At 71.7% G+C, this 21,913-nt stretch carries 15 protein-coding genes; 12 read left to right on the forward strand and 3 right to left on the reverse strand.

The window, feature by feature from the left end; genetic code table 11:
* The first annotated feature begins 82 nt into the window (after positions 1-82).
* The gene (locus IO24_RS0101645) at positions 83-1,957 is read left to right on the forward strand and encodes an AMP-dependent synthetase/ligase (protein ID WP_031130965.1); all 1,875 of its coding nucleotides are present in this window, start codon (positions 83-85) and stop codon (positions 1,955-1,957) included.
* A gap of 91 nt (positions 1,958-2,048) precedes the next feature.
* Here IO24_RS0101645 and IO24_RS40310 read toward each other — a convergent pair whose 3' ends face one another.
* Positions 2,049-6,557: a hybrid sensor histidine kinase/response regulator gene (locus IO24_RS40310; protein ID WP_420823198.1), complete on the reverse strand. Its 4,509-nt coding sequence runs from the start codon at positions 6,555-6,557 to the stop codon at positions 2,049-2,051.
* 192 nt (positions 6,558-6,749) lie between these two features.
* On the opposite strand from IO24_RS40310, the gene IO24_RS0101660 reads away from it, so the two are divergent.
* Positions 6,750-8,975 (forward strand): SpoIIE family protein phosphatase, encoded by a 2,226-nt coding sequence (locus tag IO24_RS0101660; RefSeq protein WP_037667054.1) that lies wholly within the window; start codon positions 6,750-6,752, stop codon positions 8,973-8,975.
* A gap of 27 nt (positions 8,976-9,002) precedes the next feature.
* Positions 9,003-10,235 carry a radical SAM family heme chaperone HemW gene (gene hemW / locus IO24_RS0101665; protein WP_031130971.1) on the forward strand — a complete coding sequence of 411 codons (1,233 nt, stop codon included), beginning with the start codon at positions 9,003-9,005 and terminating at the stop codon, positions 10,233-10,235.
* Positions 10,236-10,383: 148 nt separating this feature from the next.
* Here hemW and IO24_RS0101670 read toward each other — a convergent pair whose 3' ends face one another.
* Together IO24_RS0101670 and IO24_RS0101675 are read right to left on the reverse strand one after the other, a co-directional pair.
* Entirely contained in the window at positions 10,384-11,184 is an 801-nt protein-coding gene (locus IO24_RS0101670) for a DUF3097 domain-containing protein (RefSeq protein WP_031130972.1), read from the reverse strand.
* A 31-nt stretch (positions 11,185-11,215) separates the two neighbouring features.
* On the reverse strand, positions 11,216-11,947 hold the full coding sequence (locus tag IO24_RS0101675; protein WP_031130974.1) for an MBL fold metallo-hydrolase: 732 nt from the start codon (positions 11,945-11,947) through the stop codon (positions 11,216-11,218).
* A gap of 170 nt (positions 11,948-12,117) precedes the next feature.
* Here IO24_RS0101675 and hrcA point away from each other — a divergent pair, with 170 nt between their 5' ends.
* From hrcA to IO24_RS0101720, 9 genes are all read left to right on the forward strand, one after another.
* Positions 12,118-13,134 carry a heat-inducible transcriptional repressor HrcA gene (hrcA, locus tag IO24_RS0101680; protein ID WP_031130976.1) on the forward strand — a complete coding sequence of 339 codons (1,017 nt, stop codon included), beginning with the start codon at positions 12,118-12,120 and terminating at the stop codon, positions 13,132-13,134.
* Positions 13,134-14,267, forward strand: a complete 1,134-nt coding sequence (dnaJ, locus tag IO24_RS0101685) for a molecular chaperone DnaJ (protein ID WP_031130978.1) — start codon at positions 13,134-13,136, stop codon at positions 14,265-14,267. The genes hrcA and dnaJ overlap by 1 nt, the downstream gene beginning before the upstream one ends.
* 191 nt (positions 14,268-14,458) lie before the next feature.
* Positions 14,459-15,532 (forward strand): nitronate monooxygenase, encoded by a 1,074-nt coding sequence (locus IO24_RS0101690; RefSeq protein WP_031130980.1) that lies wholly within the window; start codon positions 14,459-14,461, stop codon positions 15,530-15,532.
* The gene (locus tag IO24_RS0101695) at positions 15,529-16,269 is read left to right on the forward strand and encodes a 16S rRNA (uracil(1498)-N(3))-methyltransferase (RefSeq protein WP_031130982.1); all 741 of its coding nucleotides are present in this window, start codon (positions 15,529-15,531) and stop codon (positions 16,267-16,269) included. The genes IO24_RS0101690 and IO24_RS0101695 overlap by 4 nt, the downstream gene beginning before the upstream one ends.
* A 16-nt stretch (positions 16,270-16,285) precedes the next feature.
* Positions 16,286-16,678, forward strand: coding sequence for a VOC family protein (locus IO24_RS0101700; protein WP_031130983.1), 393 nt, complete (start codon positions 16,286-16,288; stop codon positions 16,676-16,678).
* A 49-nt stretch (positions 16,679-16,727) separates the two neighbouring features.
* The gene (locus IO24_RS0101705; RefSeq protein ID WP_031130985.1) at positions 16,728-17,273 is read left to right on the forward strand and encodes a hypothetical protein; all 546 of its coding nucleotides are present in this window, start codon (positions 16,728-16,730) and stop codon (positions 17,271-17,273) included.
* Between the two features lie 45 nt (positions 17,274-17,318).
* Positions 17,319-20,510 carry a S41 family peptidase gene (locus IO24_RS0101710; protein WP_037667057.1) on the forward strand — a complete coding sequence of 1,064 codons (3,192 nt, stop codon included), beginning with the start codon at positions 17,319-17,321 and terminating at the stop codon, positions 20,508-20,510.
* Between the two features lie 123 nt (positions 20,511-20,633).
* Entirely contained in the window at positions 20,634-20,984 is a 351-nt protein-coding gene (locus IO24_RS0101715; protein WP_031130990.1) for a histidine triad nucleotide-binding protein, read from the forward strand.
* A gap of 6 nt (positions 20,985-20,990) precedes the next feature.
* Complete coding sequence (locus IO24_RS0101720) at positions 20,991-21,896, forward strand: ribonuclease Z (RefSeq protein ID WP_031130992.1); 906 nt, start codon at positions 20,991-20,993, stop codon at positions 21,894-21,896.
* The last annotated feature ends 17 nt before the right edge of the window (positions 21,897-21,913 follow it).

Raw genomic sequence — 21,913 nt, forward strand, 5'->3', positions numbered from 1 at the left:
TGATCCCTGCTCGGTAGTTACTCGTGAGTTAAACAACAGCCGCAATGAGCCAGCCGCACAGCCGCGGGCCCCGGAGGATGTCGTGAGCGACACACAGACACTGATCGAGAACCGTCCGCCGAGTGTGGCGGCCGTCTTTCTGGACCGCGTGGCGGCCACACCTGACGCCGAGGCCTATCGCTATCCCGTGCCTCCGGCCTCCGGTCAGGGGCCGGACGACTGGAAGTCGCTGAGCTGGGCGCAGGCCGCCGAGCGGGTCTACGCCATCGCGGCCGGCCTGATCGAGCTCGGTGTGCAGCCGGAGCAGCGGGTCGCCCTCTCCTCCTCGACGAGGGTCGAGTGGATCCTCGCGGACCTGGGCATCATGTGCGCCGGCGCCGCCACGACCACGATCTATCCGCAGACCAACGCCGACGAGTCCGCGTTCATCCTGTCGGACTCCGGCAGCAAGGTCTTGTTCGCGGAGAACGCCGAGCAGCTGGCCAAGGCGCGGGAGAAGCGGGCCGAGCTGCCCGAGCTCACCCACGTCGTGGTCATCGACCCGGCCGGCGCCGAGACCGGCGACTGGGTGCTCACGCTCGCCGAGCTGGAGCAGCGCGGTGCCGCGTACCTGCAGAAGAACCCCGACCTGATCAAGGAGAAGGTCGGCGCGATCACCAAGGACCAGCTCGCCACCCTGATCTACACCTCCGGCACCACCGGCCGCCCCAAGGGTGTGCGCCTCCCGCACGACAACTGGTCGTACATGGCGAAGGCGATCGCCGCGACCGGGCTGGTCAGCAGCGAGGACGTGCAGTACCTGTGGCTGCCCCTCGCGCACGTCTTCGGCAAGGTGCTCACCTCCGGCCAGATCGAGGTCGGGCACGTCACAGCCGTGGACGGCCGCGTCGACAAGATCATCGAGAACCTGCCGATCGTGCAGCCCACGTACATGGCGGCCGTGCCGCGCATCTTCGAGAAGGTCTACAACGGGGTCGCCGCGAAGGCCCGTGCGGGCGGCGGGGCCAAGTACAAGATCTTCCAGTGGGCGGCCGAGGTCGCCCGCGAGTACGCCAAGGCCGCGCAGGACAACTTCCGGCGTACCGGAACCGTGTCCGTGCCCTTCGGCCTCGGCGCCAAGCACAAGGTCGCCGACGCGCTCGTGTACTCCAAGATCCGTGAGGCCTTCGGGGGCAACCTGCGGGCGTGCGTGTCGGGATCGGCCGCCCTCGCGCCGGAGATCGGCTACTTCTTCTCGGGCGCCGGGATCCACATCCTCGAGGGGTACGGACTCACGGAATCCTCGGCCGCGTCCTTCGTCAACCCGGGCGAGGCCTACCGCACCGGTACGGTCGGCAAGCCGCTGCCCGGTACGGAGGTGCGGATCGCGGACGACGGCGAGATCCTGCTGCGCGGCCCCGGAATCATGGAGGGCTACCACCAGCTGCCCGAGAAGACCGCCGAGGTGCTGGAGCCGGACGGCTGGTTCCACACCGGGGACATCGGGGAGCTGTCGCCCGACGGGTACCTGCGGATCACCGACCGCAAGAAGGACCTCATCAAAACCTCGGGCGGCAAGTACATCGCCCCGGCGGAGGTCGAGGGGCAGTTCAAGGCGGTGTGCCCGTACGTGTCGAACATCCTGGTGCACGGGGCCGACCGGAACTTCTGCACGGCGCTGATCGCGCTCGACGAGTTGGCCATCGTCGAGTGGGCGAAGGAGAACGGGCTCGAGGGGAAGCCGTACGCCGAGATTGTGGCTGCGCCCGCGACCGTGGAGATGGTCGACGGGTATGTGAAGCAGCTCAACGAGGGGCTTCAGCGGTGGCAGACCATCAAGAAGTTCCGGTTGCTGCCGCGGGATCTCGATATCGAGCACGGTGAGATCACGCCGAGCCTGAAGCTGAAGCGGCCCGTCGTGGAGCGGGAGTACAAGCATCTGATCGAGGAGATGTACGACGGGTCTCGCGAGGCGTAGGGGCGGCGAAGGCGCGCGGGCGGCTGCGGGTTGTTCGTGGTTGCTCGCGCCCCACGCGGCGCAGCCGCACATCGGCACAGCCCCGCGCCGCTCAAGTCTCCGAACCCATCCGGCGTCGCAGGTCCTGGACCTCCGCCCGCAGGCGGTCCACCTCTCTGCCCTTGCGGTAGAGGTCCAGGAAGACGCTGACCTTGGCCCTGAGGACCCAGGGGTCGAAGGGCTTGGTCAGGTAGTCGGCGGCGCCGGTCGCGTAGCCGCGGAAGGCGTAGCCCGACTCGTCGTCCGCGCCGGTGAGGAAGATGATCGGGACGTCCCGGGTCTGGCCCAGGCGTTTGATGTGGGCGGCCGTCTCGAAGCCGTCCATGCCGGGCATCCGGATGTCGAGCAGGACCAGGGCGATCGGCTGCCGCAGCAGGGCCTTCATCGCCTCCTCGCCCGAGCGGGCGCGGACCAGCGGCTCGTCGAGGGAGGCGAGGACGGCCTCCAGGGCGGTCAGATTGTCCTCCATGTCGTCGACGAGGAGGATTCCGGCGCGTTCGGGGTGAGGGGCCGCGCCGCTCATGCCTCTTCCTCCGCGCCCTCGGGGTCCAGCAGTTCGCACACGACCGTCAGCAGGCCGTCGACGTCCACCGGCTTGGGCACGTAGTCGTTGGCGCCCCGGGCGATGGACTTCTCCCGGTCCCCGGGCATCGCCTTGGCGGTCAGGGCCGCGGATCGCGGAGATGGTCTCGTAGCCGTCCATCTCCGGCATCATGAGGTCCATCAGGACCAGTTCGACGTCAGCGCTGCGTTCCAGCGTCTCGATGCCCTCGCGGCCGTTCTCCGCGTAGAGGACGGTCATGCCGACCCGGCCCAGGACATGGGTGAGGGCGAAGACGTTGCGGATGTCGTCGTCGACGATCAGCACCCGCCGCCCGGCCAGGATTCGGCCCGGCCTGCCGGACGCCCACGCCTCCAGCCTGGTCGGCGCCGGCCAGGCGTCGTCCGTGTCGTGCGCCACCGGGAACGGCCCGGCGGTCGGCTGGAGCGGCAGGGACAGGTCGGTGCGGTCTTCGGGGAGCGGCACGGGAGCCGTGTGACCGGGGCTGACGACAGGGACGTAGAGGGTGAAGGTGGAACCCTTGCCGGGTTCGCTCTCGGCGACGATCCGCCCGCCGAGCAGGCCCGCGATCTCCCGGCTGATGGACAGGCCGAGGCCGGTCCCGCCGTACTTGCGGTTGGTGGTGCCGTCGGCCTGCTGGAACGCCTCGAAGATCACCGGGAGTTTCTCCGGGGCGATCCCGATGCCGGTGTCGGACACGGCGAACGCGACGACGTCGTCGGTGTCCCTGACTCCTCCACTCTCGGCTTCTCCCCCACTCTCGACTTCGCTCGAGCGGGGGGACCCCCATGAGCGGGGGGACCCCCGTCGGTGCTCGGCGTCCTGCACCCGGTCCACGCGCAGCTCGACCTTGCCGTTGGCGGTGAACTTGATCGCGTTGGACAGCAGGTTGCGCAGGATCTGCTGGAGGCGCTGCTCGTCCGAGTACATCTCGCGCGGTACGTCCTCGCCGACGGCCAGCTCGAAGGCGAGTCCCCGGTCGATGGTCAGGGGACGGAAGGTGGCGTGGACGTAGTCGAGCAGTTTGATCAGCGGGAGCCGTTTGGGGCGTACGTCCATCCGGCCGGCCTCGATCTTCGACAGGTCCAGGATGTCGTTGATCAGCTGGAGCAGGTCCGAGCCCGACCGGTGGATCGTCGTCGCGAACTGCACTTCCTGGTCGGAGAGATGGCCGTCGGTGTTGTCGGAGAGCAGCCGGGCCAGGATCAGCAGGGAGTTCAGCGGCGTGCGCAGCTCGTGCGACATGTTCGCCAGGAACTCCGACTTGTACTGGGAGGACGTGGCCAGCAGGGCGGCCTTCTCCTCCAGTTCGGCGTTGGAGCGCTGGAGTTCGCCCTGCTGCTTCTGCAGTTCGTCCGAGCGTTCCTGGAGCTGCATGGCCAGGCGCTGGGACTCGCCGAGCAGGGACTCCGTGCGGGAGTTGGCGATGATCGTGTTGATGGCGACGCCGATGGTGTTGACGAACTGGTCGAAGAAGGCCAGGTGCACATCGGAGAAGCGGGAGAAGGAGGCGAGTTCGATGACACCGAGGAGCTTGTCCTCGAAGAGGATCGGGATGATGACGATCGTGGTCGGAGCGGCTTCCCCCAGACCACTGTTGATCTTGATGTAGTCGGGCGGGGCGCCCTCCACCAGGATCCGCTTCTTCTCCCGGGCCGCCTGCGCGACCAGGCCGTGCACCGGCAGGCCGCCGGTCTCGACGGTCGCGTCCTGGGCGGCGCCGTAACCGGCGATGAAGGCCAGGCCCTTGATGGGCGCGGTGGTCCGCGGGGCCGCGCTGTCCTCGTCCGGGTCGGCCAGGTAGAACGCGCCGTACTGGGCGTTCACCAGCGGGGTCAGCTCGCGCAGTATCAGGTCGGCGACCTCCATCAGGTCCCGGTGGCCCTGCATCAGCGAGGCGAGGCGGGCCAGGTTGGATTCCAGCCAGTCCTTCGCGCGGGTCGTCTCGCGCAGGTTGGCCACCATCAGGTTGATGTTGTCCTTCAGCTCGGCGACTTCACCGCGGGCCTCCACGGTGATCGAGCGGGACATGTCGCCCTGGGCCACGGCGGAGGCGACCTCGGCGATGGCGCGGACCTGGGTGGTGAGGTTGAGCGCGAGTTCGTTGACGTTCGTCGTCAGGCGCTTCCAGGTGCCGTAGACGCCCTCGACCCGGGCCTGGCCGCCGAGTTGGCCCTCGCTGCCGACTTCGCGGGCGACGCGCGTGACCTCCGAGGAGAAGGACGACAGCGTGTCGACCATGGTGTTGATGGTGGTCTTCAGCTCCAGGATCTCGCCGCGCGCGTCCACGTCGATCTTCCGGGACAGGTCGCCCTGCGCCACGGCCGTCGCGACCTGGGCGATGTTGCGCACCTGGGAGGTGAGGTTGTCGGCCATGTAGTTGACGTTGTCCGTCAGGTCCCGCCAGACCCCGGAGACGCCCAGCACCTGGGCCCGGCCGCCGAGCCGGCCGTCGGTGCCGACCTCGCGCGCCACCCGCGTCACCTCGTCGGCGAAGGCGCGCAGCTGCTCCACCATCGTGTTGACGGTGTCCTTCAGTTCGAGGATCTCGCCGCGCGCGTCGACCGTGATCTTCTTCGACAGGTCGCCGTTGGCCACGGCGGTGGTGACCTGGGCGATGTTGCGCACCTGGGAGGTCAGGTTCAGCGCCATGAAGTTGACGTTGTCGGTGAGGTCCTTCCAGACGCCGGAGGAGCCGCGGACCTGTGCCTGGCCGCCGAGGTTGCCTTCCGTGCCCACCTCTCGGGCGACCCTGGTCACCTCGTCGGCGAAGGCGGACAGCTGATCGACCATCGTGTTGATCGTGGTCTTCAGTTCCAGGATCTCGCCCTTGGCCTCCACCGTGATCTTCTTGCCGAGGTCACCCTGGGCGACGGCGGTGGACACGAGGGCGATGTTGCGCACCTGGGAGGTGAGGTTGTCGGCCATGAAGTTGACGTTGTCGGTGAGGTCCTTCCAGACCCCGGAGACGCCCCGGACCTGCGCCCGGCCCCCGAGGTTGCCCTCGGTGCCGACCTCGCGGGCGACGCGGGTGACTTCGTCGGCGAACGCGGAGAGCTGATCCACCATCGTGTTGATGGTCGACTTCAACTCCAGGATCTCGCCCTGCGCGTCGACCGTGATCTTCTGGGACAGGTCGCCGTTGGCCACGGCGGTGGTGACCTGGGCGATGTTGCGGACCTGGGAGGTCAGGTTCGACGCCATGAAGTTGACGTTGTCGGTGAGGTCCTTCCAGACCCCGGAGACCCCCCGGACCTGCGCCCGGCCACCCAGCCGGCCCTCGGTGCCGACCTCGCGGGCGACGCGGGTGACTTCGTCGGCGAAGGCGGACAGCTGGTCGACCATCGTGTTGACGGTCAGCTTCAGCTCCAGCAGCTCGCCGGTCGCCTCCACCGTGACCGTGCGGGTCAGGTCGCCGCGCGCCACCGCCGTCGTCACGGCCGCGATGTCCCGCACCTGGGCCGTCAGCCGCGACGCCATCGTGTTGACGGCCTCGGTGACGTCCCGCCAACTGCCCGACAGCCCCTGCACCTTGGCCCGGCCGCCGAGCCGGCCCTCGGTGCCGACCTCGCGGGCGACCCGCGTCACCTCACCCGTGAACAGGGACAGCTGGTCCACCATCTTGTTCACGGCCCGGCCCAGGCGCCGCAGATCGCCGCGCAACTGCCGCGTCCCGTCGTGCAGATCGACCCGCTGGGTCAGATCGCCGCCGGCCACCGCGTCCAGCACCCGGGTGGCGTTCGCCGCCGGGGCGACCAGGGCGTCCAGCAGCTGGTTCACGTCGTTGACCCGGGACGTCCACAGGCCCTGCCCCGGGCTGGCGGAGAGCCGCTCGTCGAGCCGGCCGTGCCGCACCAGTTCCTGTCTGACGCGCCGCACCTCACCGGTGAAGTGGACGCTGCGGTCCATGACCTGGTTGAAGACCGCGGTGAGTTCGGCCACCATCCCGTGGCCGGATTCCGGCACCTTGGTGAAGTCACCGTCGCGGGCGGCCGTCATGGCAGCGAGCAGGGGACGCAGATCGGATGCACGAATCTGACCGTCTTCGTACCGGTCTTCGACCACAGGAGTAGCACTGTTCTCACTCATGGCGGCCCACTTCGGTAACTCGGCGCTTATGGGCGTGGTCAGTCTGTCACTCTGTCGCCATCGACTGTGGCGTATTCGTACGAACTGCCCGGGGAGCTGTCCATGGGGGCCATTCCGACGCAACGGGAGACCGCTTCCCGTGCCTCAGAGGCGCCTGCACACGCTGGGGGGACGCCCGTGCCCGTCCAGGAGGGGCCCGTTTCCGAGGAGCCCGCACCCATGCCCGCACCCACTGCGGAGGCGCACGCGCCCAAGGACGCGCGGGCGCACGCGACCCTGTCCGGCAGCTGCCTCGCGCCGGGCGCCGCCCGCGCCCTGGTGCGCGCGGCGCTCGCCGAGTGGGCCGGGCTCGCCCTGCCCGGCGCCGCGCACCTCACCGACCGCCTCGCCGACGACGCCACGCTCGTCGTCAGCGAACTCGTCACCAACGCCGTCGTGCACGCCGGCACCGACGTCGAGATGGAGTGCCGGCTGGAAGGCGACACCCCGGACACGGCCGCGCTCGTCGTCGAGGTCTCCGACCACCACCCCTCACGCGCACCCCGCGGCAGCGAGCCGGAGACGCCGCACGACACCCCCGAGTACGGGCGTGGCCTGCGGCTCGTCGGCGCGCTCTCCGAGGCGTGGGGGATCACGTACCGCACGGGACGCAAGACCGTGTGGGCGCGGCTGCCCGCCGGGGGGTGCGCGGCGGGCGAGCAGATCGAGGCGTACGCCGGGGAGCACGCGCTGGCGCGCGGCCTGCGGGTGGCGGAGATCCTGGCGCCCGAACCACGCCCGGGCGACGAGGTGGGGGAGGCCGTACGGGCCTGGCGTCGCGGGGGAGAGCCGTGGGACCTGCGCGAGGGAGGTGAGACATGGGACTCACGGGAGGGCGGACAGGCACGGGACTGGCCCGACTTACGGAAGGCCGGTGGCGTGCGTGACTGGAACGACCTGCGGGACTGGCGGGACCGGCACGAGAACCGCGACGGACGCAACGGGCCCGACGGCGCCTGGCTCGGCCGCGGCGCCCTCTCCTTCCTCGCCGAGGCCTCCGACCTGCTGGCCGGGCAGCTCGACGAGGACCTGGTCGCGGCCCTCGCCGGGCAGCTGATCGTGCCCCGGCTGGCCGACTGGTGCGCGGTGTGGCTGGAGGACGAGGCCACCGGAGGCGGCTGGAGCGGCGGAGCCGGCGTGGGCGGACCGCGCCTCGCCCGGGTCTGGCACGGCAGCGAGAACCGTATCGAGGAGCTGCGCCGCACCCTGGAGAAGGAGCCGCCGCAGCCGTTCGACCCGACAGGGGCGTCCCCGTTCGAGCGCGGCCGGGGCAGGTCCGGGCCCGTCGACTACCCCTGGCCCGGTGAGGCGCTCGGTGACGGCGAGCCCGGCTCGGCCCTCGCGTACCGGCTGGTCGCCGGGGGACGCCCGCTGGGCACGCTCGTCATCGGGCGCTCCGGGGCGGCCGGCTTCCCCGACGAGATCACCGGCCTCGCCGAGGACCTCAGCCGCCGGGTGGCCCTCGCCATCGGCGCCGCCCGCCAGTACGCCCGCCAGGCCACCATCAGCGCCATCCTCCAGCGCGGACTGCTGCCCGGCGCCGTGGCCGAGATCCCCGGCATGCGCAGCGCCCTCGTCTACGAGCCGTGCGACAAGGGCGGGCCGAGCGGCGACTTCTACGACCTGTTCCCGGCCGGCGACGGCCGCTGGTGCTTCGCCGTCGGCGACGTCCAGGGCAAGGGGCCCGAGGCGGCCGTCGTGATCGGCCTGGCCCGGCCCTGGCTGCGGCTGCTCGCCCGCGAGGGCTACCGGGTCGCCGACGTCCTCGACCGCCTCAACCAGCTGCTCCTCGACGACGCCACGGAGGCCGCCGACGCGGCGGCCCGGGCGCTGGTCGCCGCGGGCGCGCGGCCGACCCCGCCCGGCGACGGTCCCCAGACGCGCTTTCTTTCCCTGCTCTACGGCGAGCTGGTGCCCTTCGACGGCGGTGTCCGCTGCACCGTCGCCTCCGCCGGGCACCCGCTGCCGCTGCTGCTCGGGGCGGGCGGCGAAGTCCACACGTGCGCACAGCCCCAGACGCTCCTCGGCGTCGTCGAGGACGCCACCTACACCAGCGAGACCTTCGAGCTGCGCTCCGGCGACACGCTGCTGTGCGTCACCGACGGCGTGACCGAGCGCCGCTCCGGCTCCCGCCAGTTCGACGACGGGGACGGGCTCGCGGCGGCGCTGGCCGGGTGCACCGGGCTGGACGCGGAGCTGATAGCCGAGCGGATCAAGCGGCTGGTGCACGAGTTCGGGGCACGGCCCCCGGCGGACGATCTCGCTTTGCTGGTCCTCCAGGCGGACTGACCGCGCGGGTGCTGGACAATGGAAGGCATGCCTTCCGCACTCCCCGACGGCCTGCCCGTCCCCGACGACGGCGCGCTTCCTGCGTCCGCACTCGCCGGGGCCGCCGACCGTCCGCTCGGGTTCTACCTGCACGTTCCGTACTGCGCGACCCGCTGCGGCTACTGCGACTTCAACACGTACACCGCGACCGAGCTGCGCGGCACCGGCGGGGTCCTCGCGTCCCGCGACAACTACGCCGAGACGCTCGCCGACGAGATCCGGCTGGCGCGCAAGGTGCTGGGCGACGATCCGCGGCCGGTCCGTACGGTGTTCGTGGGCGGGGGTACGCCCACGCTGCTGGACGCCGGTGATCTCGTACGGATGCTGGAGGCCGTCCGCGACGAGTTCGGGCTGGCGGAGGACGCCGAGGTCACGACGGAGGCGAATCCCGAGTCGGTCGATCCCGCGTATCTGGCGACGCTGCGCGAGGGGGGCTTCAACCGGATCTCCTTCGGGATGCAGAGTGCGCGGCAGCATGTGCTGAAGATCCTGGACCGTACGCATACGCCGGGGCGGCCCGAGGCGTGTGTGGCGGAGGCCCGGAGGGCCGGGTTCGAGCATGTGAACCTCGACCTGATCTACGGCACGCCGGGGGAGTCCGACGACGACTGGCGGGCGTCGCTGGACGCGGTGCTGGGCGCCGGACCGGACCACGTCAGCGCCTACGCGTTGATCGTCGAGGAGGGGACGCAGCTGGCGCGGCGGATTCGGCGGGGCGAGGTGCCCATGACGGACGACGACGTGCACGCCGACCGGTACCTGATCGCGGACGAGGTGCTCTCCGGCGCGGGCTTCGAGTGGTACGAGGTGTCGAACTGGGCGACCTCGCGGGCCGCGCGGTGCCTGCACAACGAGCTGTACTGGCGGGGAGCCGACTGGTGGGGGGCCGGGCCCGGTGCGCACAGTCATGTGGGCGGGGTGCGGTGGTGGAACGTGAAGCATCCGGGCGCGTATGCGGCTGCGCTGGCTTCGGGGAGGTCGCCGGGGGCCGGACGGGAGCTTCTGAGCGAGGAGGACCGGCGGGTCGAACGGATTCTGCTGGAGCTGCGTCTGCGGGAGGGGGTGCCGCTCTCCCTGCTGCGCGAGGAGGGGCTGGCGGCCTCACGCAAGGCCCTGTCGGACGGACTGCTGCAGGAAGGTCCCTACGAGGAGGGCCGGGCCGTGCTGACACTGCGGGGGCGGTTGCGGGCCGACGGGGTCGTGCGGGATCTGGTGGACTGAGGTGCTCGGTGTTCGTGCTGAGGCCGGGGGGTTTCGCAGCCCGGCGTAGCGGGGTGCCGCTGCGCCCACCCTCCCCCAAGCTCTCGGCTTCGCTCGAGCAGGGGGACCCCCATCGCCCTTGGCGGCACGATTGCCCGCAGCTGCGTAGCTACGCCGTCACGAAGTCGATCAGCTCTTCCACTCTGCCCAGCAGCTCCGGCTCCAGGTCCTTGTACGACCGCACCCCCGACAGGATCCGCTGCCAGGCCGCCCCCGTGTTCTCCGGCCAGCCCAGGGCGCGGCACACACCCGTCTTCCAGTCCTGGCCGCGCGGTACCCGGGGCCAGGAGCCGATGCCCAGGGACGACGGTTTCACCGCCTCCCAGATGTCGATGTACGGGTGGCCGACGACCAGGGCGTGGTCGCTGGTGACGGACTGGGCGATGTGCCATTCCTTGCTGCCCGGGACCAGGTGGTCGACCAGGACGCCCAACCGCGCGTCCGGGCCGGGGGCGAAGGAGTCGACGATCGAGGGGAGGTCGTCGACGCCCTCCAGGTACTCCACGACCACGCCCTCGATGCGCAGGTCGTCGCCCCACACCTTCTCCACCAGCTCGGCGTCGTGGCGGCCCTCGACGTAGATGCGGCCGGCGCGGGCCACGCGGGCGCGTGCGCCGGGGACGGCCACCGAACCGGAGGCCGTGCGGGCGGGACGCGCGGGGCCGCCCGGCGAGGGGCGAACCAGGGTCACCACCCTGCCCTCCAGCAGGAAGCCGCCCGGCTCCATCGGGAACACCCGGTGCTTGCCGAAGCGGTCCTCCAGGGTCACCGTGCCCGCCTCGCAGCGGATCACCGCGCCGCAGAAGCCGGTCCCCGGCTCCTCCACCACGAGGCCCGGCTCCGCCGCGACCTCGGGCACCGGCGTCGGCTTCTTCCACGGCGGGGTCAGGTCGGCGGAGTACTGGCGCATTCGAATGACGATAGGAGAAGGCGCACGGCGATCACCGCGACACGCCGAAACGCGCCGCCAGCGCGTCCCGGTGCGCCCGCACGAACGCCGCGTCCACCACCGCTCCGTGACCGGGTACGTACACCGCGTCCTCGCCGCCCAGGTCGAGCAGCCGGTCCAGGGCGGCAGGCCAGTGCGACGGCACCGCGTCGGGGCCCGCCTGGGGCTCGCCGGACTCCTCGACCAGGTCACCGCAGAACACCACTTCCGGATCGCCCGGCACCAGCACCGCCAGGTCGTGCGCGGTGTGCCCCGGGCCGACGTTCGCCAGCAGCACCTGCCGGCCGCCGCCCAGGTCGAGGGTCCACTCGCCGGAGACCAGGTGGCCGGGCGCTGCCAGCCGCTCCGCCGCCTCCCCGGCCGTGGGCGCCGCCAGGCCGTTGCGCACCGCGTCCGCGCACAGCTCCTCCCGGTCCCGCACCCGCGTCAGCACCGCGTCCACGCCCACCGCGCCGAACACCTCCGCGTCGGTGAACGCCGCCGCCCCGAAGACATGGTCGAAGTGCGGATGCGTCAGAGCGAGATGCGTCACACGGTGGCCGGTGAGCGCCCGCGCCTGCGCGCGCAACTTCGCGCCCTCGGCGAGGCTCGATCCCGCGTCGATCAAGAGGACCGCGCCCTCACCGGCGACCAGCCCCGCCGTGCAGTCCCACACCGGCAGCCGGCACCGCCCCACCCCGGCGGCCACGCGCTCCCATCCGAGGTCTTCCCAAGTCACCGTCATACGGCGACGCTAGCGGTGCGCCCCGCTCGGGGCACGGCGCCGCACGACCAGCCTTGCCGGGGGTGTACCCCACCGCCGTACACTGGGCCGGGGAATGCTGGCACTCGCACACGCAGAGTGCCAGGCCGGACCGGCAGGGCAGCAGGCGGAGACATCTGGAGGTGTGCGCGATGCTCAGTGAACGCAGGCTTCAGGTGCTGCGCGCCATCGTTCAGGACTACGTCGGCACCGAGGAGCCGGTGGGCTCCAAGGCCCTCACCGAGCGGCACAGCCTCGGCGTCTCCCCGGCCACCGTCCGCAACGACATGGCGGCCCTCGAGGACGAGGGGTACATCGCCCAGCCGCACACCAGTGCCGGGCGCATCCCCACCGACAAGGGCTACCGGCTGTTCGTCGACAAGCTCGCCGGCGTCAAGCCGATGACCGCGCCCGAGCGGCGCGCGATCCAGAACTTCCTCGAGGGTGCCGTCGACCTCGACGACGTCGTGGCGCGTACGGTACGGCTGCTCGCGCAGCTCACGCGCCAGGTCGCCGTCGTGCAGTACCCGTCGCTGACCCGCTCGACCGTGCGGCATGTGGAGTTGCTCTCCCTCGCGCCCGCGCGCGTGATGCTCGTGCTGATCACGGACACCGGGCGGGTCGAGCAGCGTGTGGTCGACTGCCCGGCGCCGTTCGGCGAGGCCTCGCTCGCGGATCTGCGCGCGCGCCTCAACAGCCGCGTGGCGAACCGCCGTTTCGCGGATGTGCCGAGTCTGGTGGAGGATCTCCCGGAGGCGTTCGAGCACGAGGACCGGGGTACGGTCTCTACGGTGCTCTCCACACTTCTGGAGACGCTCGTCGAGGAGAACGAGGAGCGGCTGATGATCGGCGGCACCGCCAATCTGACCCGCTTCGGGCATGACTTCCCCCTCACGATCCGGCCGGTGCTGGAGGCGCTGGAGGAGCAGGTGGTGCTCCTGAAGCTGCTCGGCGAGGCGCAGGATCCGGGCGTGACCGTACGGATCGGTCACGAGAACGCCCACGAAGGACTCAACTCCACGTCCGTCGTGTCGGTCGGCTACGGTTCGGGCGGCGAGGCACTCGCCAAGCTCGGCGTGGTCGGACCGACCCGCATGGACTACCCGGGAACGATGGGAGCGGTACGCGCAGTGGCACGGTACGTCGGACAGATCCTGGCGGAGTCGTAGTGGCCACGGACTACTACGCCGTACTCGGCGTGCGCCGCGACGCGTCGCAGGAAGAGATCAAGAAGGCCTTCCGGCGGCTCGCGCGCGAGCTGCACCCGGACGTCAACCCCGATCCGAAGACCCAGGAGCGGTTCAAGGAGATCAACGCCGCTTACGAGGTGTTGTCGGACCCGCAGAAGAAGCAGGTCTACGACCTCGGCGGCGACCCGCTCTCGCAGGCCGGCGGCGGCGCGGGCGGCTTCGGAGCCGGTGGGTTCGGGAACTTCTCGGACATCATGGACGCGTTCTTCGGCACGGCGTCGCAGCGCGGACCGCGCTCGCGCACCCGCCGCGGCCAGGACGCGATGATCCGCATCGAGATCGAGCTCGACGAGGCGGCCTTCGGTACGACGAAGGACATCCAGGTCGACACGGCCGTCGTGTGCAACACCTGCAGCGGTGAGGGCGCGGCCCCGGGCACCTCCGCCCAGACGTGCGACATGTGCCGCGGCCGCGGTGAGGTCTCGCAGGTCACCCGGTCCTTCCTGGGCCAGGTCATGACCTCCCGCCCCTGCCCGCAGTGCCAGGGCTTCGGCACGGTCGTCCCGACGCCGTGCCCCGAGTGCGCGGGCGACGGCCGCGTCCGCTCCCGCCGCACGCTCACGGTGAAGATCCCGGCCGGTGTCGACAACGGCACACGGATCCAGCTCGCCGGCGAGGGCGAGGTCGGCCCCGGCGGCGGTCCCGCGGGTGACCTGTACGTCGAGATCCACGAACTGCCCCACTCGCAGTTCCAGCGGCGCGGCGACGACCTGCACTGCACGGTCACGCTCCCGATGACGGCGGCCGCCCTCGGCACGAAGGTGCCGCTGGAGACGCTGGACGGCCTGGAGGAGGTCGACATCCGCCCGGGCACCCAGTCCGGCCAGTCGATCCCGCTGCACAGCCGCGGTGTCACGCACCTGCGCGGCGGCGGACGCGGCGACCTCATCGTCCACGTCGAGGTCCAGACCCCGAGCAAGCTCGACGTCGAGCAGGAACGCCTGCTGCGCGAGCTGGCCAAACTCCGCGGCGAGGAACGGCCCACGGGCCAGTTCCAGCCGGGGCAGCAGGGGTTGTTCTCCCGGCTGAAGGACGCGTTCAACGGTCGCTGACGCGGGTGGTCCGGCTGCTGCCGGGGGTCCGGGGGTTGCCCCCCGGGCAGGCACCGTCAGCCGGGGCAGCAGGGGTTGTTCTCGCGGCTGAAGGACGCGTTCAACGGGCGCTGAGAGCGAGCGTGCTTCTGGTCTATGCCAGTCGGCAGGCCGGTTTCGGGGTTGTTCGGAGGACGTGACAACATGCGGTCATGTCCTCCGCACTGACCGATCTCTTCCCCCTCCCGATCGTGCAGGCCCCCATGGCGGGCGGCGTCTCCGTGCCGCAGCTCGCCGCCGCCGTGTGCGAAGCGGGCGGGCTCGGATTCCTCGCCGCCGGGTACAAGACCGCCGACGGGATGTACCAGGAGATCAAGCAGATCCGGAGCCTCACCGGCAGGCCCTTCGGCGTCAACGTCTTCATGCCGCAGCCGGAGTACGCCGATCCCGCCGCCATCGACGTCTACGCCCACCAGCTGGCCGGCGAGGCCACCTGGTACGAGGCCGAGCTCGGCGATCCGGACAGCGGACGCGACGACGGCTTCGAGGCCAAGCTCGTGGTGCTGCGCGACAACCCCGTGCCGGTGGTGTCGTTCCACTTCGGCGTCCCGAGCCGTGAGATCGTCGACGCCCTGCACCGCGTCGGCACCTTCGTCCTGGCCGCCGCGACCACCCCCGACGAAGCCCGGGCCGTCGAGCGGGCGGGCGCGGACGGGGTCATCGCCCAGGGCGTCGAGGCCGGTGGCCACCAGGGCACGCACCGGGACATTCCCGAGACCGACGGTTCCGGCATCGGCCTGCTGTCGCTGATCGCCCAGGTCCGCGAGGCCGTGAGCATCCCGATCATCGCTGCCGGCGGTCTCATGCGCGGCGCCCAGATCGCCGGCGTGCTCGCCGCGGGTGCGAGCGCGGCCCAGCTGGGCACCGCCTTCCTCGCCACGCACGAGTCGGGCGCGAACGCCCTGCACAAGCAGGCGCTGACCAACCCCCTGTTCGTCCGCACGGAGCTGACCCGGGCGTTCTCCGGGCGGCCCGCGCGCGGCCTCGTCAACCGGTTCCTGCGCGAGCACGGCCCGTACGCGCCCGCCGCCTACCCCGAGATCCACCACCTCACCGCGCCGCTGCGCAAGGCCGCCGCCAAGGCCGGTGACGCGCAGGGCATGGCGCTGTGGGCCGGGCAGGGGCACCGGATGGCGCGGGAACTGCCCGCCGGGCAGCTCGTGGAGGTCCTGGCCGGGGAACTGGCCACCGCCCGCGCTTCGTTGACGGGTGGAGGCGTGCTGTGACCGCGCCGGTGTTCGTGGTCGAGCACTTCGACGCGGGCGGTGGCGGCCGCTACGTCCTCGACGGGCCGGAGGGCAGGCACGCCGTCTCCGTGAAGCGGCTGCGGGCCGGTGAGGACGTCGTCCTCACGGACGGGTCCGGCCGCTGGGCGGACTGCGTCGTGCTCGGCACGGAAGGCAAGGACCGGCTGATCCTCCAGCTGGACTCGGTGCACGAGGAGCCGCCGGAGCAGCCCCGGGTCACCGTCGTCCAGGCGCTGCCCAAGGGCGACCGGGGGGAGCTCGCCGTCGAGACGATGACCGAGGTCGGAGTCGACGCGATCGTGCCGTGGGCGGCGGCGCGCTGCATCACGCAGTGGAAGGGCGACCGCGGGGCGAAGGCGCTGGGCAAGTGGCGGGCGACGGCCCGGGAGGCCGGCAAACAGTCGCGCCGGGTGCGTTTCCCGGAGGTCGCGGAGGTGGCCACGACCAAGCAGGTCGCCGCCCTGCTGGCGGGGGCGGAGTTCGCCGCCGTGCTGCACGAGAGCGGGGACGCGCCGCTGGCGACGGCCGAACTGCCGTCCACCGGCGAGATCGTGCTGGTCGTGGGGCCAGAGGGGGGCGTGGCGCCGGAGGAACTGGCGCTGTTCGAGGAGGCGGGGGCGAAGCCGTACCGCCTCGGGCGCAGTGTGCTGCGCACATCGACTGCCGGGACGGCCGCCGCGGCCGTACTCCTGGCACGCACCGGACGCTGGTCCTGACCCCCTTGGAGGCACCGTGGAACTCGCACAGGTCCGTCTGCTCGTGTCCGACTTCTCCGCTTGTTACCGCTTCTACGGCGAGGTCCTCGGCCTCAAACCGCAGTCGGGGGCGGTGCGGGGGCCGTACGAGAAGTTCAGCCCCGCGGTGGGCTCCGCGGGGATCGCGTTGCAGGACCGGTCGATGATGGCCGAGGTGCTCGACGAACTGGGCGCCACCGCGGCGGGCCACCGCTCCCTGGTCGTGCTGCGGGTGGACGGGCTGGACGCGTACTGCGAGGAGATCACCGTGCGCGGCGCGACGGTCCTGCACGGCCCGGTGCCCATGACGGACCGGATGCGGGTGGCGCATCTCAAGGACCCCGAGGGGAACTTGGTGGAACTCCAGGAGTGGCTGCTGCTGCGCGGCTGACGCCTTTGCGCCCTACCGCGCGGCCCGTGTCGGTGGCAGGCTCCCCTCCATGGGGGCTTTCAGGAGGAATCTGCCGGGGCCGCGCGGCCGGCGAGTGGCGGTCGCGGCGACGTTCGCCGTGCTGGCGGTGGGCGGCGCCGTCGCCTGCGAACCCGGCAGCGTCAGCGCCGCGTCCGTCGCGTACACCACCGACGAGACCGTGACCAAGGAGCTCAACCGGCAGAAGGCGGGCGTGCGTTGGCTCACGTGCACCGCCTCCTACGGGGAGAGCGGCGGGAAGTCGTCCCCCTCGGCACGTGAGCGGACCGTCGCGACCGTCGACTGCGAGGGCGAGACCGACGACGGCAAGGAGATCACCGTCGACGGCAAGGTCACCCACGCGGTGGACGGTGCCTGCGTGCGCGGGAACATCACCGCCAAGGTGGACGGCAAGGTGTGGTTCGAGGTGGACGGGCTCGGCGACTGCGACTCCACCAGCCCGCCCCCCGTGGGCAGTCCCCCGGACGGGCAGCCCGGGCCGACCGTCACCGTGACCGTCACGCAGACCATCTGGTGCGAGCGGTACCCGGACTGCCGTCCCGTCGAGGGCAAGTGATCCGAACACTGTCCGTGCGGCGTCGTCCCTGCATAGGGTGATCAGGTGACATCGCCTGCTTACCTCCGGTTCCCCCATGTGCACGGCGACCTGGTCGCCTTCACCGCCGAGGACGACGTGTGGCTCGCGCCGCTCGACGGCGGCCGGGCCTGGCGGGTCAGCGCCGACAACATGCCGGTGACCCAGCCCCGTATCTCGCCCGACGGCACGACGGTCGCCTGGACCTCCACGAGAGACGGCGCCCCCGAGGTGTTCATCGCCCCGGTCGACGGCGGTCCGGCCAAGCGGCTGACGTACTGGGGCAGTCTCAAGACGCAGGTGCGCGGCTGGACTCCGGACGGCGAGGTCCTGGCGATCAGCACCCAGGGGCAGGCGAGTCTGCGCCGCACCTGGGCGCGTGCCGTCCCGCTGGACGGCGGCCCGGCCACCACCCTGCCCTACGGGCCCGTCGGCGACATCGCCCACGGCCCGCACACGGTGCTGCTGTCCGCGCCGATGGGCCGGGAGGCCGCCTGGTGGAAGCGGTACCGGGGCGGCACGGCGGGCAAGCTGTGGATCGACCTCGAGGACGACGGGCAGTTCGTGCGGCTGCACGAGGAACTCGACGGCAACATCGAGTACCCGCTGTGGGTGGGAGACCGAGTCGGATTCCTCTCCGACCACGAGGGCACCGGAGCGCTCTACTCCTCCCTCGCCGACGGGTCCGACCTGCGCCGCCACACACCACTCGACGGCTTCTACGCCCGGCACGCCGCGACCGACGGCACCCGTGTCGTCTACTCCAGCGCCGGTGAGCTGTGGGTGCTGGACGACCTGGAAGGGGCGGAGCCGCGGCGGCTGGACGTGCGGCTGGGCGGACAGCGCGTCGACCTTCAGCCGTTCCCGGTGAACGCCTCCCGGTGGTTCGGGTCGGCGTCCCCGGACCACACCGCACGCGGCAGCGCGGTCGCCGTACGCGGCGCCGTGCACTGGGTCACCCACCGCTCCGGCCCGGCCCGCGCACTGGCCGCCACCCCCGGGGTGCGGGCCCGGCTGCCGCGGACGTTCCGCGCGGACGGCGAGGAGTGGGTGGTGTGGGTGACGGACGCCGAGGGCGACGACGCCCTGGAGTTCGCTCCCGCCACCGGACCAGCCCCGGGGTCGACACCCCGCCGGCTCGCCGCCGGGCAGCTCGGCCGGGTGCTGGACCTCGCCATGGCTCCCGACGGCAGCCGTGCCGCCGTGTCCAGTCACGACGGGCGTCTGCTGCTGGTGGAGCGGGAGACGGGCGAGGTGCGGGAGGTCGACCGCAGCGAGGACGGTGATGTGTCGGGCCTCGTCTTCTCGCCCGACTCGTCCTGGCTGGCCTGGTCCCACCCCGGCCCCCGGCCCCTGTGCCAGCTGAAGCTCGCCAACACCACCGACCTGTCGGTCACCGAGGCCACCCCGCTGCGCTTCCAGGACTACGCGCCCGCGTTCACGATGGACGGCAAGCACCTCGCGTTCCTGTCGACCCGCTCCTTCGACCCGGTCTACGACGAGCACGTCTTCGACCTGGCCTTCGTGGTGGGTGCCCGGCCGCATCTGATCACCCTCGCCGCCACCACGCCCTCCCCGTTCGGGCCGCAGCGGCACGGCCGGTCCTTCGAGACACCCGACCGGGAGGAGACCCCCGACAGCGAGGGCACCCCCACCACCCGCATCGACCTCGACGGCCTCGCCGACCGCATCGTGCCCTTCCCGGTGGAGGCCGCCCGGTACACCAATCTGCGCGCGGCCAAGGACGGCGTCCTGTGGCTGCGTCACCCGGTCGCCGGCGTGCTCGGCGCCTCCCGGGCCACCCCGGACGACCCCGAACCCAAGTCCGAGCTGGAGCGCTACGACCTCGCCCAGCAGCGCGTCGAGCATCTCGCCGTGGACGCCGACCACTTCGCCGTCAGCGGCGACGGCAAGCGGGTGCTGCTGTGGACCGACGGGCGGCTGAAGGTCGTCCCCAGCGACCGGCGCGCCTCGAACGACGACGACAGCGACACCAACATCACCGTCGACCTGAGCCGCGTACGCCAACTCGTCGACCCGGCGGCCGAGTGGCGCCAGATGTTCGACGAGAACGGCCGCATCATGCGGGACCACTTCTGGCGGCCCGACATGAGCGGCGTCGACTGGGACGGCGTCCTCGACCGGTACCGCCCGGTCGTGGAGCGGCTCGCCACCCACGACGACCTGGTCGACCTGCTGTGGGAGGTCCAGGGCGAACTGGGCACCTCGCACGCGTACGTCACCCCGCGCGGCGGGCACGGCGGCGGCCCCCGCCAGGGCCTGCTCGGCGCCGACATCTCCCGCCACGAGGACGGCAGCTGGCGCGTCGACCGCATCCTGCCCTCGGAGACCTCCGATCCGGATGCCCACAGCCCGCTGGCCGCACCCGGTGTGGCCGTGCGCCCCGGGGACGCCGTCCTCGCGATCGCCGGACAGCCGGTCGACCCGGTCGCCGGGCCCGGCCCGCTGCTGATCGGCACGGCGAACAAGCCCGTGGAGCTGACCATCTCCCCGTCCGGCGGCGGCGACCCCCGGCACGCCGTCGTCGTCCCGGTCGCCGACGAGGAACCCCTGCGCTACCACGCCTGGGTCGCCGACCGCCGCGCCTACGTCCACGAGAAGTCCGGCGGCCGCCTCGGCTACCTCCACGTCCCTGACATGCAGGCCCCCGGCTGGGCGCAGATCCACCGCGACCTGCGCATCGAGGTCGCCCGGGAGGGCCTGGTCGTCGACGTCCGCGAGAACCGGGGCGGCCACACCTCCCAACTGGTCGTCGAGAAACTGGCGCGCCGTATCGTCGGCTGGGCCGTCCCGCGCGGCATGCGCCCCTACAGCTACCCGGAGGACGCCCCGCGCGGCCCCGTCGTAGCCGTCGCCAACGAGTTCTCCGGCTCCGACGGCGACATCGTCAACGCCGCGATCAAGGCCCTGGGCCTCGGCCCGGTCGTCGGCACCCGCACCTGGGGCGGCGTCATCGGCATCGACAGCCGCTACCGCCTGGTCGACGGCACGCTCGTGACCCAGCCCAAGTACGCCTTCTGGCTGGAGGGTTACGAGTGGGGCGTGGAGAACCACGGAGTGGACCCGGACGTCGAGATCGTCCAACGCCCCCAGGACTACGCGGCGGGCAGGGACACCCAACTGGACGAGGCGATCCGGCTGGCACTGGAGGCACTGGAGGCCAGTCCCGCGAAAACGCCTCCAGGCTTGCCCACCTGAGGGGCGCGGGGCTGTGTCGATGTGCGGCTCCGCCGCGTGGGCGCGACCAGCCACGAGGCACCCGCACCCGACGACGATACGATGCCCACCCGAGACCTCGCTCGGCCAACCCTCGGAGGAGACATGGCAGGGGAGCCCCAGGAAGACTGCCTGTTCTGCAAGATCGTCGCAGGCACCGTCCCGGCGACGATCGTCCGCCAGACAGACACCACCATCGCCTTCCGCGACATCAACCCCCAGGCCCCCACCCACGTCCTGATCATCCCCAAGGCGCACTACGAGAACGCCGCAGCCCTCGCCGCCGACCCGGTCCTGTCCGCGGACGTGCTCCGCGAGGCCCAGGCCGTCGCGGACGAGGAGAAACTCGACAGCTACCGCCTCGTCTTCAACACGGGCAGCGGCGCCGGCCAGACGGTCTGGCACGTGCACGGCCACGTGCTCGGCGGTCGCGGCCTCGACTGGCCCCCGGGGTAATCCGCCTTGTCCGTACGTGAACTCGTGGTCCTCGGCACCGCCAGCCAGGTCCCGACCCGGCACCGCAACCACAACGGCTACCTGCTGCGCTGGGACGGCGAGGGCATCCTGTTCGATCCCGGCGAGGGCACGCAGCGCCAGATGCTGCGCGCCGGGGTCGCCGCGCACGACCTGAACCGGATCTGCGTCACGCACTTCCACGGCGACCACTCCCTCGGCCTCGCCGGTGTGATCCAGCGCATCAACCTCGACCGGGTCCCGCACGAGATCACCGCCCACTACCCCCGCTCCGGGCAGCGCTTCTTCGACCGGCTCCGGTACGCCACCGCCTACCGCGAGACCGTCGGCATCACCGAGGCCCCGGTCGACGCCGACGGGCCCCTCGCCCGCACCGGCGGCTACACGCTGGAGGCCCGGAAGCTGTCGCACCCGGTGGAGTCGTACGGCTACCGGATCGTCGAGCCCGATGGCCGCCGCATGCTGCCCGAGCGGCTCGCCGCGCACGGCATCAAGGGCCCGGACGTCGGCCGCATCCAGCGCGAGGGGTCACTCGGCGGAGTCTCACTCGACGACGTCAGTGAGACGCGGCGCGGTCAGCGGTTCGCGTTCGTCATGGACACCCGGCTGTGCGACGGCGTGTACGCGCTCGCGGAGGGCTGCGACATGCTCGTCATCGAGTCGACCTTCCTTGACGACGACGAGCAACTCGCCGTGGAGCACGGTCACCTGACCGCCGGTCAGGCCGCCCGGGCGGCCCGGGAGGGCGGCGTGCGGCACCTCGTGCTGACGCACTTCAGCCAGCGGTACACGGACCCGGACGAGTTCGAGCGGCAGGCGCGGGCCGCCGGGTACGACGGTGAGCTGACCGTGGCCCACGATCTACTGAGGGTGCCGGTTCCGAAGCGTCGGTGAAACGGCCGTACGATGAA

Source organism: Streptomyces flavovariabilis (assembly GCF_000725785.1).
GTDB lineage: Bacteria > Actinomycetota > Actinomycetes > Streptomycetales > Streptomycetaceae > Streptomyces > Streptomyces hawaiiensis.